We start from the raw sequence: 15420 nt of genomic DNA, 5'->3' as shown, positions 1-15420 counted from the left end.
TATCAAAAATGAGGGATTACGCTTATTAGCATAGAAACAAAAACTCTTGGAACAAGAGGGTTAGCTCGGTCAGTTTTCGTTGGCTAGTAAAAGCAGCGATAAGTCGAGAAGCCCCCACTCCAATTAGACCGCAAGGTCAATAAGTGGTGGGTAGTTCACCTTGTTAGGCTCTAATTTTACGATTTTGTATTTTATTGAATATTGATCCCAGGTCATCATTTAATTTAGTTTTATAGTTAGCGAAGTCAGGATGAAAAATACCCAGAGCATTTAATTATCAAATGTTCTGGGTACTTTTATCGTTAAGAAATCTTCTGCTAAAATGGTTGAGGGAAAAATGACACAAGCCTCACTTAAAAAATTAGATAATTCCTCATCTTGATATCGGGCGGAAATATGTGTTAAAACAAGTTTTTTCACTCCTGCTTGTTTAGCCAGTTGGGCGACTTCTACATTAGAGCTATGGAAATATTGATAAGCAATTTCCTGACTATTTCCATTGAAAGTTGCTTCATGGATTAATAAATCACTTTGATCGATAAAATCTTTGAATTGTAGTGGGTTTCTTGTATCACCAAAGATTATAAGCTTTCGTCCTTTTTTCATTGGTCCAACAACGTCTTTACGATAAATTTGTTGGCCACTTGGTAAATGAGTTACATCATTTGCTTTAATTTGTTGATAGATTGGTCCAGGTTCGATACCAAGCTTTTTTAACTTATCAACTTGTAATTCACCAATTTGATCTTTTTCAGTGATTCGAAAACCAAATGAATCAATACCATGTTCTAATTTGATGACATCAACAATAAAATTAGTTTCATTAAGTTGGTAACCATCAAATATCTCAACTATATGTAGTGGATATAATAATTGTGTGCCACTGACTGATAAACTCGTTTCGATAAATTGTTTAATCCCTTTAGGACCATAAACAGTCAAAGGGGTTGTGCCTTCTTGAAAGGAGCGACTACTTAATAGTCCTGGTAAACCATAAATATGGTCACCATGAAGATGGGTAATAAATATTTTTTCGATTTTCCTCGGACGGATCGACGTGTGTAAAATTTGATGTTGGGTAGCCTCACCGCAATCAAAGAGCCATACTGACCCCTGATTCTCCATAAAATGTAGGGCGATAGCACTTACATTTCGAGACTTTGAAGGAAGACCCGCACCTGTACCTAAGAATGTTATATTCATAATAAAGCCAACCTTTTCTATTCAATATAAGTATTATTCAACGTAAGATTTAAAGTAATGATAAAAATGATTTTCAATTTATATTAAACATGCTGCTAAAAGAATAAGTGTCTTTTCTCTATCGCAAGATCTGGTCGATCTGTTATGATCATATCACAATTCGCTTGAAAACACTTTCTCATTTGACTTGAGATATTTACTGTATAAACACCCAAGTATTTTCCTATTCGATGGTATTTTTCTGTAACCGTTCGGTTAACGTAGTTGTATTTTAAATGAATCCCATCAAAGTGAAACTCCTCACACATTTGTTGTAAGGATAAGCTATGTCTTTTTGTCAACAAGGCCACTCTTGTTTCTGAATTTAATTGTTTAAGTTTTTTTAATGTAGCACTATTAAAACTAGAAAAAATAACTTGGTCTAATAGGCCATGTTGTATGACTTCTTGATAAACGATCTGTTCAATATTTGGATTGAGATTTTTCTTTGTTTTTAATTCAAGATTGAGTAAGAGGTTTTTTCCTTTTGCCCATTGTAACAAGTCTGTTAAAGTCATCATTCGTTCGGATTGATATTTTAAATCAAACCAAGAACCAATGTCAAATGTTTTTAATTTTTCACTAGACCATTGATTGACATTGCCAGTCGCATGTGTCACTCGGTTAATATTTGCATCATGAATGATCATTGGAATACTATCTTTACTAAGCTGAATATCTGTTTCAATACCATCTGCACCTTGTTGATAAGCTAATTCAAAAGCGGCTAAAGTGTTTTCTGGTCGGTAAAAACTAGCACCACGATGGGCAATCACAAGTTTTTTAATAACCAACACCACCTATTTATTGATAAGATTTGCAGTCTCAATAAGATCGTAGCATAATAAAGAGGAAAGATGTAGTGGGGAGTTGAAATTTGTGGGAAACTTAAGTGAAAAGTCAATAATTATTACGGGCGCAACAAGTGGAATTGGTCTGTCACTTGCTCGAGGATTGGCAAAGTTAAATACGAATCTTATTTTAGTTAGTCGATCTGAAGAGAAATTAAAGCAATTGCAAACTGATTTGAAACAAATATCGAACGGTCAGGTTCAAATATATGTAGCAGATTTAATGAATAGAACAGAATGTCATTCCGTATTTAACAAGATCATCGAGCACAATCAGAAAATAGACGGCTTAATTAACAATGCAGGAATCGGTGTTTTTGAATCGGCAGATTTAATTAATCATGAAGATATTGATCAAATGGTTCAACTCAATCTCTTATCAGTTATTGAAACCACCCAACTACTCATTCCAATCTTTAAAAAACAACAATTTGGACATCTTATAAATATTGCATCATTTGCTGGGAAAATGGCAACCCCAAAATCGGCAGTTTATAGTGCAACTAAAAGTGGTGTTATTGCTTATACTAATGCAGTAAGATTAGAGATTGAAACAAATAATATATTTGTTACATCCGTTAATTTGGGTCCTGTTAAAACTAGTTTTTTTAATCGAGCTGACCCGACAGGACAATATCAAAAGGCTGTATCAGCTTATATGCTAGATCCAGATTATGTCGCAAATAAAATAATTAAATATTTATTTAAACGAAAAAGAGAAATTAATTTACCCTGGTGGATGTCTTTAGGGTCCAAAATCCATTATCTATTTCCAACTATAGTTGAACAATTATTAAGAAAACAGTTTAGTAAAAAATAGGGATAAAATATAAGATCAAGGGGAGATGAACAATGAAATTATTAATGGATCATAAAACAGTTGCTAAGTTAAAAACATTTCAACCGGTAGATAAACCTTACTTGTTATTAAAATTCGATTCATCAGGAACTGCCTGCACAGTAACAGGTACTCCAACAATAGAATTTACCGATCAAATTGATCCAGACTATCATTCTGTAGACCAGACGGATTTTGATGTTTATATTAACAAGTTCGATTATATGTTTTTTGAACAAGTGATTGAATTGGAGGATATCGGAAATGGATTTAAAATGACAAGTCCTTCTGGCTTGTTAAATCCAATCATTCCTAATAATCAACTTAATAAAAACCTGCCATAATTGACTAAAGTTATTAAAATTGGAGATCATTTTAATAAGACCGGTGGTAATTTATCATCGTTGAGTTAAGCAAAAGGGATATGGTGAGCTTTGAAAACAAAGGACAATGATCTTCCTATAACATGTTGTATTGCAGCTTTTCTTGTCCTAGGTGATGATTGGGAGCTTGTTCTTTTTTTAGAGTTGGTTCTGGTCAAGTGCCTGGGACTGGGAATCCCATCGAAGACATTTGTGATTACTCGTCCCGCAGAAACATTAGTCCATGGAAAGTAACCGTCAGTAGTGAGAGGAATGCGTTAGATTGACAAGGTTTTAAAAAAGCTTGATACAAATGATTAGGCATAATTTAAAGCCTAAATATACGATATGGGGAGTTTAAATATGAAAAAGTTCGAAGAAAAGACGATACAAAGTGAACAAATTTTTTCAGGAAGAATGATTGATTTATTTGTCGATCAGGTTGAACTACCAAATGGTGAATATTCAACAAGGGAAATCATTAGACATCCTGGAGCAGTAGCCGTGATTGCTATTACAGATGATCATAAGTTAGTGATGGTTGAACAATATCGAAAACCATTAGAAAGAAGTATTTTGGAAATCCCAGCTGGTAAGCTAGATCCGGGTGAGGATCCAGCTGACACCGCAATTAGAGAATTAGAGGAAGAAACAGGTTATACAACAGATAAACTGACATTCATCACATCGTTTTATACTTCACCAGGATTTGCTGATGAAATTCTTTATCTTTATCTAGCCGAGCAGTTAAAGGTGGCTAAAAACGGAAGGGAAACGGATGATGATGAGTTTGTCGAAGTTTTTGAGTACGGTCTTGATGAATTGGTCAACTTTGAAGCAACACAAAGAATACATGATATAAAGACTAGTTACGCAATTCAATATTTAAAGTTAAATAATAAATAAACACTGTTTTTGTTTGCTGAAGTTTGTTCATCTTCTCCTAAAAAAATGAATAAATCGGACTGATACGAGTCATTATCTCTACTTATCGTTCTAAGTTATCTTTGAACGTTTAGGTGAATGGCTTTTGACTTGTTAAGGTTGGAAGAGAAGGATAGTGTTATGTTAAAACCATTTTTTGCTGATTTACATATTCATATTGGTCGAGATCATCTTAATCAACCGGTTAAGATTACCGGTTCAAAGGAATTAACACTGACAAAGATATTGCAAGAATCAAGTCGAAGAAAAGGACTGGATTTAATAGGTATTGTTGATTGCCATGTTCCGACAGTCCAAGATGAGATAAAACAACTGCTTGCAACTAAGCAAGCAACTGCATTAGAACAAGGTGGAATTCTATTTGAATCTGTCACGCTCATATTGGGAGTTGAACTAGAAATTTATGATCAAAATTGCCAAGGACCAATCCATGTGCTCTGCTATTTTCCACATTTAGAAGTGATGGCTAAATTTACTGAGTGGTTAAGTACCCGGATGAAGAATATTCAATTGAGTTCTCAAAGGATATATACTTCAGCACATGAACTTCAACATAAAGTAAAGGAACTTTCGGGTCTATTTATTCCCGCGCATATCTTCACTCCTTTTAAGAGTTTATTTGGTAAGGGTGTAAATCAATCTCTGACAGAAGTCTTCTTGCCTGAACTCATTGATGCTGTTGAGCTTGGATTGAGTTCAGACACTTTAATGGCAGATCAAATTTCCGAATTACATGATTACCCTTTTTTAACAAATTCCGATGCTCATTCATTAATTAAAATAGCACGGGAATATCAGGCAATCCAGATGGAAGCCTGTCATTTTGCTGATTTTGTTGATGCTTTACAAGGACGGAATGGGCGTTGTATTCTTGCTAATTACGGGATGCACCCACAATTAGGGAAGTACTATCAATCGATTTGCAAATATTGTGGTGAAAGATCCTTCCGTCTAGATACCTGTTTAAATTGTCAGCGAAAAGGTAAAATAAAGGGTGTATCAGAAAGAATTGAAGAACTAAAAGGGGAGCAATTACAGAAAACTAACCGGCCACCTTATCATTATCACGTTCCACTAGATTATATTAATGGTTTAGGTAAAAGAACATATGAAAAACTGCTTGAGCATTTTGGTACGGAAATGTCCATATTACACGATACACCAATTGAAGATATTTCTGATTTAGTTGGAGAACGAATTGCGAATCAATTAATTAAGATTCGCTCTGGAGAGGTAGGGATAAACAAGGGCGGAGGCGGAAAATACGGGACAATAATAGAATGAATTAATCAGACTAAAAGGAATGATAAAGTAAATCCTCACTCAGTGGAGGGGGCTTCCTTCACTGGGTGCTTCTGAATTTGTCGGTTTTTTTATTGACAGTCGATCCTTACTTATCATCAGGTGGTTTTCTATGGTATTATTTGGGGACTATAGAATAGTTAATCTACGATAATTGATCAATAGGTTCTATTCATCTCTATCACATCATAACTTTTAATATAGTTATTAAACAGAAAGAAAATAACCTATTAAATGAAGGTGTGGTGGAGCTGGATCATGAGAATAAACTACCAAAAAGAATTCGTAAAACATTTTGAAACTTATCAATTAAGTTATTTTTTTATTTTAATTCTATTCCTAATGGGATTAATTTTTGGGGCAATAATTGTTGTAACTATGCATTTCACGCAAAAACAAGATTTGTTATTTTATTTGAATCAGTATTTTGCTAGAATTGATAATCAGTTTATAATGGCAAATCATGAGCTGTTTAAATCTGCATTATTATCACACCTTCAATATCTGGTTATTTTTTTTGTTCTTGGATTATCAATTATTGGTTTACCAGTTATTTGGGTTATTGTTTTTGTTAAAGGAACTTTTATCGGTTTTTCAGTAGGATTCTTCGTCAATCAATATGGTTTCAAAGGTTTACTGTTTATTAGTTCTGCGATTCTCCCGCAAAGTATTATTACTATCCCTGTTTATTTATTAGCAGGTACTTTAGCGATGATATTTACAAGTCAATTAATAAAGAAGCTATCAGGGAGAAGGATGGTAAGATTTACTTTAGAACCCCTTGTTCAATATTTTATTATTTTTATGATTTTATTTGCTATTTGTTTTCTAGGAGCACTTGTTGAAGCATATATATCAGGAAATTTGTTACAATATACTGCACAACTTATTAGATGATAATTATTATAATAAGAATATCTGTTTTAATTTTTAAATTATAATAATTTTAATTGACAGGTTCTCACTCCCTGATTATAATTGAGAATGTAAGGGAGGTTTCCGTTATGGAACATCGAATAGAACGCATTAAAAAACAATTGCATGCAAAGAGCTATAAATTGACCCCGCAACGTGAGGCTACCGTTCGTGTTCTTTTGGAGCGAGAAGAAGATCATTTAAGTGCTGAGGATGTTTATTTATTAGTTAAAGAAAGAGCTCCTGAAATCGGTTTAGCAACTGTTTATCGAACTTTAGAATTACTATCAGAACTTAAAATTGTTGATAAAATTAACTTTGGTGATGGAGTATCACGATATGATTTGAGAAAAGAAGGTGCTGCGCATTTCCACCATCATCTAGTTTGTATGGAATGCGGAACAGTAGAGGAAATCGTTGAAGACTTATTAGGAGATGTTGAGAAAATTGTTGAAGAGGATTGGGGATTTGAAGTTAAGGATCACCGGTTAACTTTTCATGGGATCTGTCGAGACTGTCAAGCGAAGTCATAAATTAAATGAAAAAATTAAAGTGCATTTTGAGAGGGGGCTGAATAAAGAACGGCTCCTTTTTTTAGTTATACGAGAATAAATCATTGTTTTTTTGTGTTTACCAATTGCTTATCTTGTTAAAAATGATAGTGAATATACTTTTAATGAAATTGAAAGGAAGTTTAAAAATGATTAAACTTAAATTAGCTATCATTGAAATCATCAAATTGGTGATCATTTTTATGACAACCATTTTAATTGTTTCCTACGGTCTGTCGCTGATGCAAAATGAATATCAGCAGCGATTAAGGGAATTGGAACCAGAGAAGGCTGCCGAACAAGTAAATTTATTTAACTTTTTCTTAGAGTAAGGAAAGAGGAGGAAAATATGAATTTAGATTTAGAAGACTTCATTCATTATATTCATATTGAACGAGGATTATCTGACAACACACTTGAAGCTTATCGACGAGATATAACGAAATATATTAATTATTTAAGGGAAGTGGAGTTTATTCATAAATGGGAGGATGTAGAACACGCTACGATTACACGATTTTTATACTACTTAAATGATAATGGTGCAGCTTCGACATCGATTTCTCGAACTTTGTCATCAATTCGTAAGTTTCATCAATTCTTGTTAATGGAAAAGGTGGCTTTAGTTGATCCGACTGTTTACATTGAATCCCCAACTAAAACAAGAACATTACCCAAAGTGCTCTCTACCCAAGAGGTTGAACAACTGTTAGATATTACTGCGGATGATCCCCTATCGATCCGGAATAAAGCAATGATTGAGACATTGTATGCAACGGGTATACGTGTATCAGAATTAATTAATTTGAACATAAGTGATTTACATTTAATGATGGGATTTGTTCGATGTTTTGGTAAGGGTGGGAAAGAGCGTATCGTTCCACTTGGTGACTTAGCCAAAGAATCGATAGAATTATACTTAAACAATGGACGATCTTATTTAGTAAAAGGTAAGCAAACAGATAAGCTCTTTGTCAATCATCATGGTAACCCATTAAGTAGACAAGGATTTTGGAAAATATTAAAAACAATTGCAAAAGAAAATGGAATTGAAAAAAATATTACTCCACATATGTTAAGACACTCTTTTGCGACACATTTATTAGAAAATGGCGCAGATTTAAGATCTGTTCAAGAAATGCTTGGACATGCAGATATTTCAACAACACAAATCTATACCCATGTATCAAGAAAAAGGTTACGAGATATTTATAGTAAACACCATCCACGGGCATAGTGGAAAAACATGAAGAATAAATTTCTTCATGTTTTTTTTGTTTAAAAAAAACAAATGATGGCAAAAATGGGACTATTAATAATGAGGAGGATAGAATCATGAAAAGAATAATAATGGTCGCTATGACGATTATGATATTGATTCAACCATTAACGATATTGGCAGAGGAACCCGATCTTGGTTTAAACGGGAAAAGTGCTATTTTAATTGAACGTGATACTGGAGAAATTTTATACCAGAATAATAGTAATGAACAGTTGCCACCTGCGAGTATGACAAAATTGATGACATTGTTACTTATCGCCGAAGCCATTGATCAAGAAAAAATCACCTTAACGGATTCAGTTATGGTTAGTGAATATGCTGCATCAATGGGAGGGTCACAAATCTTTTTGGAGCCTAGTGAAGAAATGAGTGTAGAAGATTTGCTAAAGGCCGTTGCGGTTGCTTCCGCTAATGATGCAAGTGTAGCTTTAGCCGAATATATTTATGGGAGTGAACAAGCTTTCGTTCAGGCGATGAATGAGAAGGCTAAGGAGCTAAATCTAACAGATACGAAATTTAATAATACAACAGGTTTACCTACTGAAGATCACTATTCTTCAGCATATGATATGGCTATGATTGCTAGGGCTCTATTAAGATATGACTTTATTACTGACTATACATCTATTTATGAGGATTATTTAAGAAAAGGTACAGAAGATGAGTTTTGGTTAGTCAATACAAACCGTCTAGTGAAATTCTATCCAGGGGTTGATGGTTTAAAAACTGGTTTTACTAATGAAGCAAAGTATTGTTTAACCGCTACTGCGGTAAAAAATGATATGCGCTTAATCGCTGTTGTTATGGGAGCAGAATCAGCAAAAGAAAGAAATGCATCCATTTCACGTTTGTTAGATTATGGTTTTTCACAATATCAACATCAAAAAATTTATGACCTACACGAGCCAGTTACTGACATAAAGATCCTAAAAGGAAAAGTTGACCAAGTACCAGTCATTACGGATGATGCGCTGTCTGTATTGACAAAGAAAGGAGTAGATTTAAGTCAACTTGAAACAAAAATAAAGATAAATAAGCACCTTGTAGCACCTGTAGAAGCGGGAGAAGTCATCGGAAGTCTTGAACTTCATTTGAATGGAGAGCTAATAAATGAAGTAGATTTAATCTCAGGTCAATTAGTGGAGCGTGCTAATCTATGGCAACTAATGATAGATTCAAGCAAACGGATTTTAAACTTGGGAGTATAATCGAGCCGAAAAAGCCCTCCTCTTAATCAGTATTATGCTCGAAAAAGCACTAGTTTTTTCTAGTTTTGTCGATTAGAAGGAATTTTATTAACAAAAGCAGAAATTTATAGCAGTTGATAAAAATAATAAGGAAAAAGTGAGGGAGGATTTTTAGGATGTTAGAAAAAAAGTTCTTGATTAAAGATGATATATTACTTGTTCGCTTAAAAGGGGAACTCGATCATCATGAAGCAAATGAATTTAAAAAAATGTGGCAATTAGAATTGAGGGAGAATTGTATTCGCCATATTGTCCTTAATTTAGAAGAATTAGATTTTATGGATAGTTCTGGATTAGGTGTGATTCTTGGCCGCTACAAAGAAATTAAGCAAGTGAATGGTGAAATGGTTATTTGTGCGATTTCGCCAATGGTGAAACGACTATTTGAAATGTCTGGCCTCTTTAAAATTATGAGATTAGCACAAGGGGAAGAAGAGGCCTTGATTTATTTGGGGGTAGCCTGATGAAAAATCATATGCAAATATCATTCAAAAGTAGAAGTGAAAATGAATCCTTTGCCCGAATTGTCGTTGCTTCATTTATAGCACCAATTGATCCGACACTAGAGGAATTATCAGAGGTAAAAACAGTTGTATCAGAAGCTGTAACAAATGCTATTATTCATGGCTATGAACAATCTGATGAATTTGATATTTATTTAAGCTGTGAAATAAATGATCGACAAGTAAGAATTATCATTGAAGACCTTGGAGTTGGGATTGCTAACGTTGAAGAAGCTATCCAACCATTGTATACATCAAAGCCTGAGCTGGAGCGATCTGGAATGGGATTTACGATCATGGAAAATTTTATGGACCACATTTCTATTGAATCTGCACTTGGACATGGGACTAAGGTAATTTTAGAAAAAACATTTCAAACATCACGCTCCATTCATCAATAGGGAGTGAATGGAATGACAATAAATGAAGTAAAAAAACAAAAACCATTATCAGATCAAGAAGTGAAGCATTATATAAAGCAAAGCCAAATGGGGGATCAATCTGCTAAAGACATTTTGGTTGAACGCAATGTTCGCCTAGTTTGGTCAGTCGTGCAAAGATTCTTAAATCGTGGCTATGATCAAGAAGATCTATTTCAAATAGGATGTATCGGTTTGATTAAATCAATTGATAAATTTGATTTATCTTATCAAGTGAAATTTTCAACTTATGCTGTTCCAATGATTATTGGTGAGATCCAAAGATTTATTAGAGATGATGGTACAATAAAAGTCAGTCGATCGCTTAAGGAATTGAGTCATAAAATTCGGCGAGAAAAAGAAGCTTTAACAAAATCATATGGTCGTTCGCCAACCATATCTGAGTTGGCGTGTGCGCTTGACATCACGCCTGAGGAAGTCATCCATGCCGAAGATGCGGCCAAGCACCCTCATTCCATACATGAAACCGTTTATGAAAATGAGGGAGACCCAATCACCTTGCTTGATCAATTGGCAGACGATGAAGAAAATTGGTTTGATAAAATGATGATTGCTGAAACAATGAAGAAGTTAGAGCCTAGGGAACAACTAATTGTATATTTACGATACTATCAAGACCAAACACAAGCTGAAGTTGCGCGTAGAATAGGAATTTCTCAAGTTCAGGTTTCACGTTTAGAGAAGAAGATATTAACAAATATGCGGAAACAGATTCTTCAATAATTTGTGAATATTTAAAGTCGCACGATATGGTTTCCTTCATTATCGGGCCAAAAGTAGTTAAGTGATGAAGGCGAAGTCATGTTTGAAGTCATTCCTCCCATCCAGTGATTGGTGGGAGGAATCGATGATACAAAGAATGTTTTGTTGAAATTTCTTTGTAAGGTGAAGCGGGTTAAATCCTAATCAACCATGTGTAGGCACTTTGCTAATCTAATCCGCATTTAATAGAAGCATTCCTTCGGTCCATCACTTTTATTTGTGTATATTTAGATATGATTTACTTATACTAAGGCAAAGTTAAGCTCAAGGAAGTGAAACATATGTTTAAACAAAAAAAATTACCAGTAAAAATTGGCCAAATTAAACGTGTTGAAAGCTATATGCGTAAACATGTTGGTATTGGTGAATCATTCGATGCAGACTTTCGTGAAATCATTGTTCTTAGTCATAAAATTCAGTTATATTATATAAACGGATTGTGTGATACTCCGGTTATTGTTGAATTACTGAAATCTTTAGTAGATATAAATGATAATGAAGTAGAGTCTAGGGAAGTTGTTAATATCGTCCGAAATCGTCTTGTCCATCAGCAATTAGAGGAGACAGATGATATTCATAATGCAATCACTCAGATGTTATCAGGATTAATGATTATTTTTATTGAGCATTATGATCAAATCATGATTGTAGATGTTCGGACTTATCCAGGTCGTGAGCCCGAAGAACCTGATACAGAAAGAGTTGTTCGTGGTTCAAGGGATGGCTATACAGAAAATATTATTCTAAATACAGCCCTAACAAGAAGACGAATTAGAGATCCAAGACTAAGAAATGAAATTCTCCAAATTGGTGAACGTTCAAAAACAGATGTTTGTCTTTCCTATATTAAGGATTTGGCTGATCCAGAATTAATTAAAATTATTAAAAAAGAATTAAAATCGATTCAAACAGATGGGTTATCGATGGCAGATAAAGCATTGGAAGAATATATTGTCCATCAAGGTTTCAATCCTTTCCCAATTGTTCGCTATACTGAACGACCAGATGTAGCTGCAAGTCACCTTTTTGAAGGACATGTTGTTATAATGGTTGATACATCCCCAAGTATGATTATCACACCAACGACTTTATTCCATCATGTTCAGCATGCAGAAGAATACCGACAAGCACCTTCATCTGGGACCTTTGTTCGCTGGATTCGTTTCTTTGGCATTTTCATTTCCATATTCCTTTTACCGTTTTGGTATTTACTTGCAATTGAGCCGGACTTATTACCTGAGGCATTAAGCTTTATTGGCCCGAATGAGGATACTGGAAATGTTCCTTTATTTTTGCAAATCATTCTAGCTGATGTTGGAGTTGAACTATTACGGATGGCCGCTATCCATACACCAACACCATTATCAACAGCGATGGGGCTCATTGCGGCTGTTTTAATTGGTGATATCGCAATCAAAGCGGGCTTATTTACAGAAGAGGTGATCCTCTATATTTCCTTTGCGGCCATCGGATCATATGCTACTCCAAGTTACGAATTGAGTATCGCCAATAAACTTGTTAGAATTATGATCGTATTGTCTACATTCGCTTTTGGCTTACCTGGTTTTATGATCAGCTCAACTCTCTATTTATTAGCATTAACGAACGTTAAATCATTTAATGTGCCTTATATGTGGCCGTTCATTCCATTTAATTTAAAAGCCCTGCTCCAAATCCTGATTCGATACAGTGTTCCAGCTAAAGAAACGCGCCCAAGCATTATACACCCTAAACAAAAAGTTAACTAATTAAAGGATTAGAGTTGATTAGATGTTTGACTTGTGGTAAATTAATTCTATTCAAAATGAGTTTTCATCAATTACGAAGTATCTTTTTTAATCAAGCCAAACCATATAGATCCTTTATAAAGCATCTGAAAATTACTTACGATTCATTTTAGTTAATAAAATAACATCCCTTATGATAGGCTAACTATATCATCAATCTATAATAAGGGATGTTTACTTTTAGTCTGTTTGGGAATTAAGTTTGGCTGAAAACTTTATTTGGAATAGATTCTCACAAAAGCAGCAAGTGAAAAATTACTTTTAAAGGTCTGTTCAATATAAAGCGAAATTTCAATCAGTTGGATTTTTCGTTCTTTTTCCATAGACTGTTAGTTGAGTGAATCAGGATATTAGCGTTCTTATCTCTAGCCTAAAGTGATTGGCTTTATTTCTAAATTTTTAGGTGAAGGGTTTGTGGACGGTTATTTGGGATAAATAGGGGGATCATAAGGTGAATGAACAAATAAAGACAAATGAGAAAGACCACCTTATCTTTGGAGGCATGGATACGATTGACTTAGCGAAGAAATATGGGACACCACTTTATTTATATGATGTTAATAAGATTCGCCAAAATGCTCAATCATTTGTAAATGAATTTAAACGATTAGGTGTTAAGGCTCAGGTTGCTTATGCCAGTAAAGCCTTCTCATCAATTGCTATGGTACAAGTAGCTAAACAAGAAGGATTAAGTTTAGATGTTGTCTCGCAGGGTGAATTGTATACCGCATTAAAAGCAGATTTTCCTGTTGAAAGAATTCATATGCATGGGAATAATAAGAGTGTGGATGAGTTGAAAATGGCAATAGAAAATAAAATTGGCTGTATTGTTATCGACAATTTCCACGAAATAGAGTTACTCGATCAGCTTTTGAATACATATGACCAAGAAATGAACGTATTATTACGTGTTACCCCGGGGATCGAGGCACATACACATGATTACATACTTACCGGAAATGAAGACTCAAAATTTGGTTTCGATATTGGTAGTGGACAAGCTGATAAAGCATTTAAACAAGTGTTAAACAAAAAACGAATCCATTTGAAAGGCATCCATTGCCATATTGGTTCGCAGATTTTTGAGACAGACGGTTTTATTATGGCGGTACAACGTTTGTTTAAACTAATGAATGATTGGAAAGTAAACAATCAATTTAATGTTGAGGTGTTAAATTTAGGTGGTGGTTTTGGTATACGTTACACGAGTGAGGATCGACCTTTACCACTTGGACATTATGTCAGTGCATTAATTAGTGAAGTTGAAAAACAAGTTCAATATTATCAACTTGACTTTCCGGAGATTTGGATTGAGCCCGGTCGGGCAATTGTCGGTGATGCTGGAATAACATTGTATCAAGTTGGCTCGAAAAAAGAAATTCCAAATGTGAGAAATTATATTTCTGTAGATGGTGGAATGACTGATAATATTCGACCGGCACTTTATGAGGCTAAATATGAGGCGGTATTGGCGAATAAGGTCAATGCACCAAAAACATATCAAACATCTATAGCAGGTAAATGCTGTGAATCTGGGGATATGTTACTTTGGGATGTGACATTGCCAGAAGTTGACTCTGGTGATATACTAGCTGTGTTTAGCACTGGAGCATATGGCTATTCAATGTCTAGTCACTATAATCGTTTTCCTAAATTACCGGTTGTCTTTGTAGAAAATGGTGTAGATAAATTAGTTATTCAAAGAGAAACTTATCAAGATTTATTACGTCACGATTTATCATATGAATAGATAGGAGATGGAGATAGAAAATGAAAAAACAAGCAACGATTACTTTTGAAAATGGAGAAAAAATAGTTATTGAGTTATTTGAAAATGATGCACCAGGAACAGTAGCCAACTTTGAAAAATTAGCTAATGAAAAATTTTATGATGGTGTAACTTTCCACCGAGTTATCCCTGGTTTTGTCGCTCAAGGTGGCGATCCAACTGGTACAGGTGCTGGAGGACCAGGTTATACAATTAAATGTGAAACAGAAGGGAATCCACATAAGCATATAGCAGGAGCCTTATCAATGGCACATGCTGGAAAGGACACGGGTGGAAGTCAATTTTTCCTTGTTCATGAACCACAACCACATTTAGATGGTGTACACACAGTGTTTGGTCAAGTGATTGAAGGAATGGATGTTGTCTTGAGAATAAAACAAGGGGATGTCATGAAAACAGTTGTTGTTGAAGAAGTATAATCTTTTACTAACTTTGATATTCACCGGTGATTAACTGTCTGTAAGATCCTCACTTCAATAGTATCAGGGGTACCATTGGATAATAGGTGGGGAATCAGCAGTTAGTAAAAGCCTGAATTGTTCATTAACACTCACTGGGGATGCTTAAGCTCCGCGCTGAGTGAAGGTTCGCTTTATTATTATAA

17 protein-coding genes are annotated in these 15420 nt (G+C 34.5%); 15 read left to right on the top strand and 2 right to left on the bottom strand.

The genetic code is table 11. The features are described from left to right. Positions 1-270: 270 nt before the first annotated feature. Entirely contained in the window at positions 271-1203 is a 933-nt protein-coding gene (rnz, locus tag KQI76_RS03830) for a ribonuclease Z (protein WP_216398985.1), read from the bottom strand. A gap of 95 nt (positions 1204-1298) precedes the next feature. Next, complete coding sequence (locus KQI76_RS03825; RefSeq protein WP_216398984.1) at positions 1299-2039, bottom strand: glycerophosphodiester phosphodiesterase; 741 nt, start codon at positions 2037-2039, stop codon at positions 1299-1301. Positions 2040-2121: 82 nt separating this feature from the next. Between KQI76_RS03825 and KQI76_RS03820 the strand changes: the two genes are divergently transcribed. The 15 genes from KQI76_RS03820 to KQI76_RS03750 all read left to right on the top strand — a co-directional run bounded on the left by KQI76_RS03820 (position 2122) and on the right by KQI76_RS03750 (position 15235). After that, positions 2122-2913: an SDR family NAD(P)-dependent oxidoreductase gene (locus KQI76_RS03820; RefSeq protein WP_371817644.1), complete on the top strand. Its 792-nt coding sequence runs from the start codon at positions 2122-2124 to the stop codon at positions 2911-2913. 32 nt (positions 2914-2945) lie between these two features. Then, positions 2946-3275 (top strand): iron-sulfur cluster biosynthesis family protein, encoded by a 330-nt coding sequence (locus KQI76_RS03815; RefSeq protein WP_216398982.1) that lies wholly within the window; start codon positions 2946-2948, stop codon positions 3273-3275. Positions 3276-3656: 381 nt separating this feature from the next. Further along, complete coding sequence (locus tag KQI76_RS03810) at positions 3657-4199, top strand: NUDIX domain-containing protein (RefSeq protein WP_216398981.1); 543 nt, start codon at positions 3657-3659, stop codon at positions 4197-4199. Between the two features lie 159 nt (positions 4200-4358). Further along, positions 4359-5522 (top strand): endonuclease Q family protein, encoded by a 1164-nt coding sequence (locus tag KQI76_RS03805; RefSeq protein ID WP_216398980.1) that lies wholly within the window; start codon positions 4359-4361, stop codon positions 5520-5522. Positions 5523-5798: 276 nt separating this feature from the next. Beyond that, positions 5799-6437, top strand: coding sequence for a stage II sporulation protein M (spoIIM, locus tag KQI76_RS03800; RefSeq protein ID WP_216398979.1), 639 nt, complete (start codon positions 5799-5801; stop codon positions 6435-6437). Positions 6438-6544: 107 nt separating this feature from the next. After that, entirely contained in the window at positions 6545-6988 is a 444-nt protein-coding gene (fur, locus tag KQI76_RS03795) for a ferric iron uptake transcriptional regulator (protein ID WP_216398978.1), read from the top strand. 167 nt (positions 6989-7155) lie between these two features. Then, a complete protein-coding gene (locus tag KQI76_RS03790) occupies positions 7156-7338 on the top strand; it encodes a hypothetical protein (protein WP_216398977.1) in 183 nt (60 codons plus the stop codon). Between the two features lie 17 nt (positions 7339-7355). After that, entirely contained in the window at positions 7356-8243 is an 888-nt protein-coding gene (gene xerD, locus KQI76_RS03785; RefSeq protein ID WP_216398976.1) for a site-specific tyrosine recombinase XerD, read from the top strand. A 98-nt stretch (positions 8244-8341) separates the two neighbouring features. Continuing rightward, entirely contained in the window at positions 8342-9496 is a 1155-nt protein-coding gene (locus KQI76_RS03780; protein ID WP_216398975.1) for a D-alanyl-D-alanine carboxypeptidase family protein, read from the top strand. A 155-nt stretch (positions 9497-9651) separates the two neighbouring features. Further along, on the top strand, positions 9652-9999 hold the full coding sequence (spoIIAA, locus tag KQI76_RS03775) for an anti-sigma F factor antagonist (protein WP_216398974.1): 348 nt from the start codon (positions 9652-9654) through the stop codon (positions 9997-9999). Then, on the top strand, positions 9999-10439 hold the full coding sequence (gene spoIIAB / locus KQI76_RS03770; RefSeq protein ID WP_216398973.1) for an anti-sigma F factor: 441 nt from the start codon (positions 9999-10001) through the stop codon (positions 10437-10439). Before spoIIAA ends, spoIIAB begins: the two co-directional genes overlap by 1 nt. 12 nt (positions 10440-10451) lie before the next feature. Beyond that, positions 10452-11201 (top strand): RNA polymerase sporulation sigma factor SigF, encoded by a 750-nt coding sequence (sigF, locus tag KQI76_RS03765; protein WP_216398972.1) that lies wholly within the window; start codon positions 10452-10454, stop codon positions 11199-11201. Between the two features lie 320 nt (positions 11202-11521). Continuing rightward, on the top strand, positions 11522-12988 hold the full coding sequence (locus KQI76_RS03760; protein ID WP_216398971.1) for a spore germination protein: 1467 nt from the start codon (positions 11522-11524) through the stop codon (positions 12986-12988). A gap of 490 nt (positions 12989-13478) precedes the next feature. After that, a complete protein-coding gene (gene lysA, locus KQI76_RS03755; RefSeq protein WP_216398970.1) occupies positions 13479-14777 on the top strand; it encodes a diaminopimelate decarboxylase in 1299 nt (432 codons plus the stop codon). A 20-nt stretch (positions 14778-14797) separates the two neighbouring features. Continuing rightward, positions 14798-15235 carry a peptidylprolyl isomerase gene (locus tag KQI76_RS03750; RefSeq protein WP_216398969.1) on the top strand — a complete coding sequence of 146 codons (438 nt, stop codon included), beginning with the start codon at positions 14798-14800 and terminating at the stop codon, positions 15233-15235. Positions 15236-15420 lie beyond the last annotated feature (185 nt).

Origin of the sequence: Amphibacillus sp. MSJ-3, from assembly GCF_018919165.1 — a bacterium.
Taxonomy (GTDB): domain Bacteria; phylum Bacillota; class Bacilli; order Bacillales; family Amphibacillaceae; genus Amphibacillus.
Note: the sequence above shows the minus strand (reverse complement) of the source record. Positions and strands in the feature narration are given on the sequence as shown.

What these genes read in the sequence shown, in the direction of transcription:
- fur (WP_216398978.1), top strand. Translation starts at nt 6,545, where the DNA reads ATGGAACATCGAATAGAACGCATTAAAAAACAATTGCATGCAAAGAGC.
- KQI76_RS03750 (WP_216398969.1), top strand. Translation starts at nt 14,798, where the DNA reads ATGAAAAAACAAGCAACGATTACTTTTGAAAATGGAGAAAAAATAGTT.
- KQI76_RS03790 (WP_216398977.1), top strand. Translation starts at nt 7,156, where the DNA reads ATGATTAAACTTAAATTAGCTATCATTGAAATCATCAAATTGGTGATC.
- KQI76_RS03780 (WP_216398975.1), top strand. Translation starts at nt 8,342, where the DNA reads ATGAAAAGAATAATAATGGTCGCTATGACGATTATGATATTGATTCAA.
- KQI76_RS03805 (WP_216398980.1), top strand. Translation starts at nt 4,359, where the DNA reads ATGTTAAAACCATTTTTTGCTGATTTACATATTCATATTGGTCGAGAT.
- sigF (WP_216398972.1), top strand. Translation starts at nt 10,452, where the DNA reads ATGACAATAAATGAAGTAAAAAAACAAAAACCATTATCAGATCAAGAA.
- KQI76_RS03760 (WP_216398971.1), top strand. Translation starts at nt 11,522, where the DNA reads ATGTTTAAACAAAAAAAATTACCAGTAAAAATTGGCCAAATTAAACGT.
- rnz (WP_216398985.1), bottom strand. Translation starts at nt 1,203, where the DNA reads ATGAATATAACATTCTTAGGTACAGGTGCGGGTCTTCCTTCAAAGTCT.
- xerD (WP_216398976.1), top strand. Translation starts at nt 7,356, where the DNA reads ATGAATTTAGATTTAGAAGACTTCATTCATTATATTCATATTGAACGA.
- KQI76_RS03810 (WP_216398981.1), top strand. Translation starts at nt 3,657, where the DNA reads ATGAAAAAGTTCGAAGAAAAGACGATACAAAGTGAACAAATTTTTTCA.
- KQI76_RS03815 (WP_216398982.1), top strand. Translation starts at nt 2,946, where the DNA reads ATGAAATTATTAATGGATCATAAAACAGTTGCTAAGTTAAAAACATTT.
- spoIIM (WP_216398979.1), top strand. Translation starts at nt 5,799, where the DNA reads ATGAGAATAAACTACCAAAAAGAATTCGTAAAACATTTTGAAACTTAT.
- spoIIAB (WP_216398973.1), top strand. Translation starts at nt 9,999, where the DNA reads ATGAAAAATCATATGCAAATATCATTCAAAAGTAGAAGTGAAAATGAA.
- spoIIAA (WP_216398974.1), top strand. Translation starts at nt 9,652, where the DNA reads ATGTTAGAAAAAAAGTTCTTGATTAAAGATGATATATTACTTGTTCGC.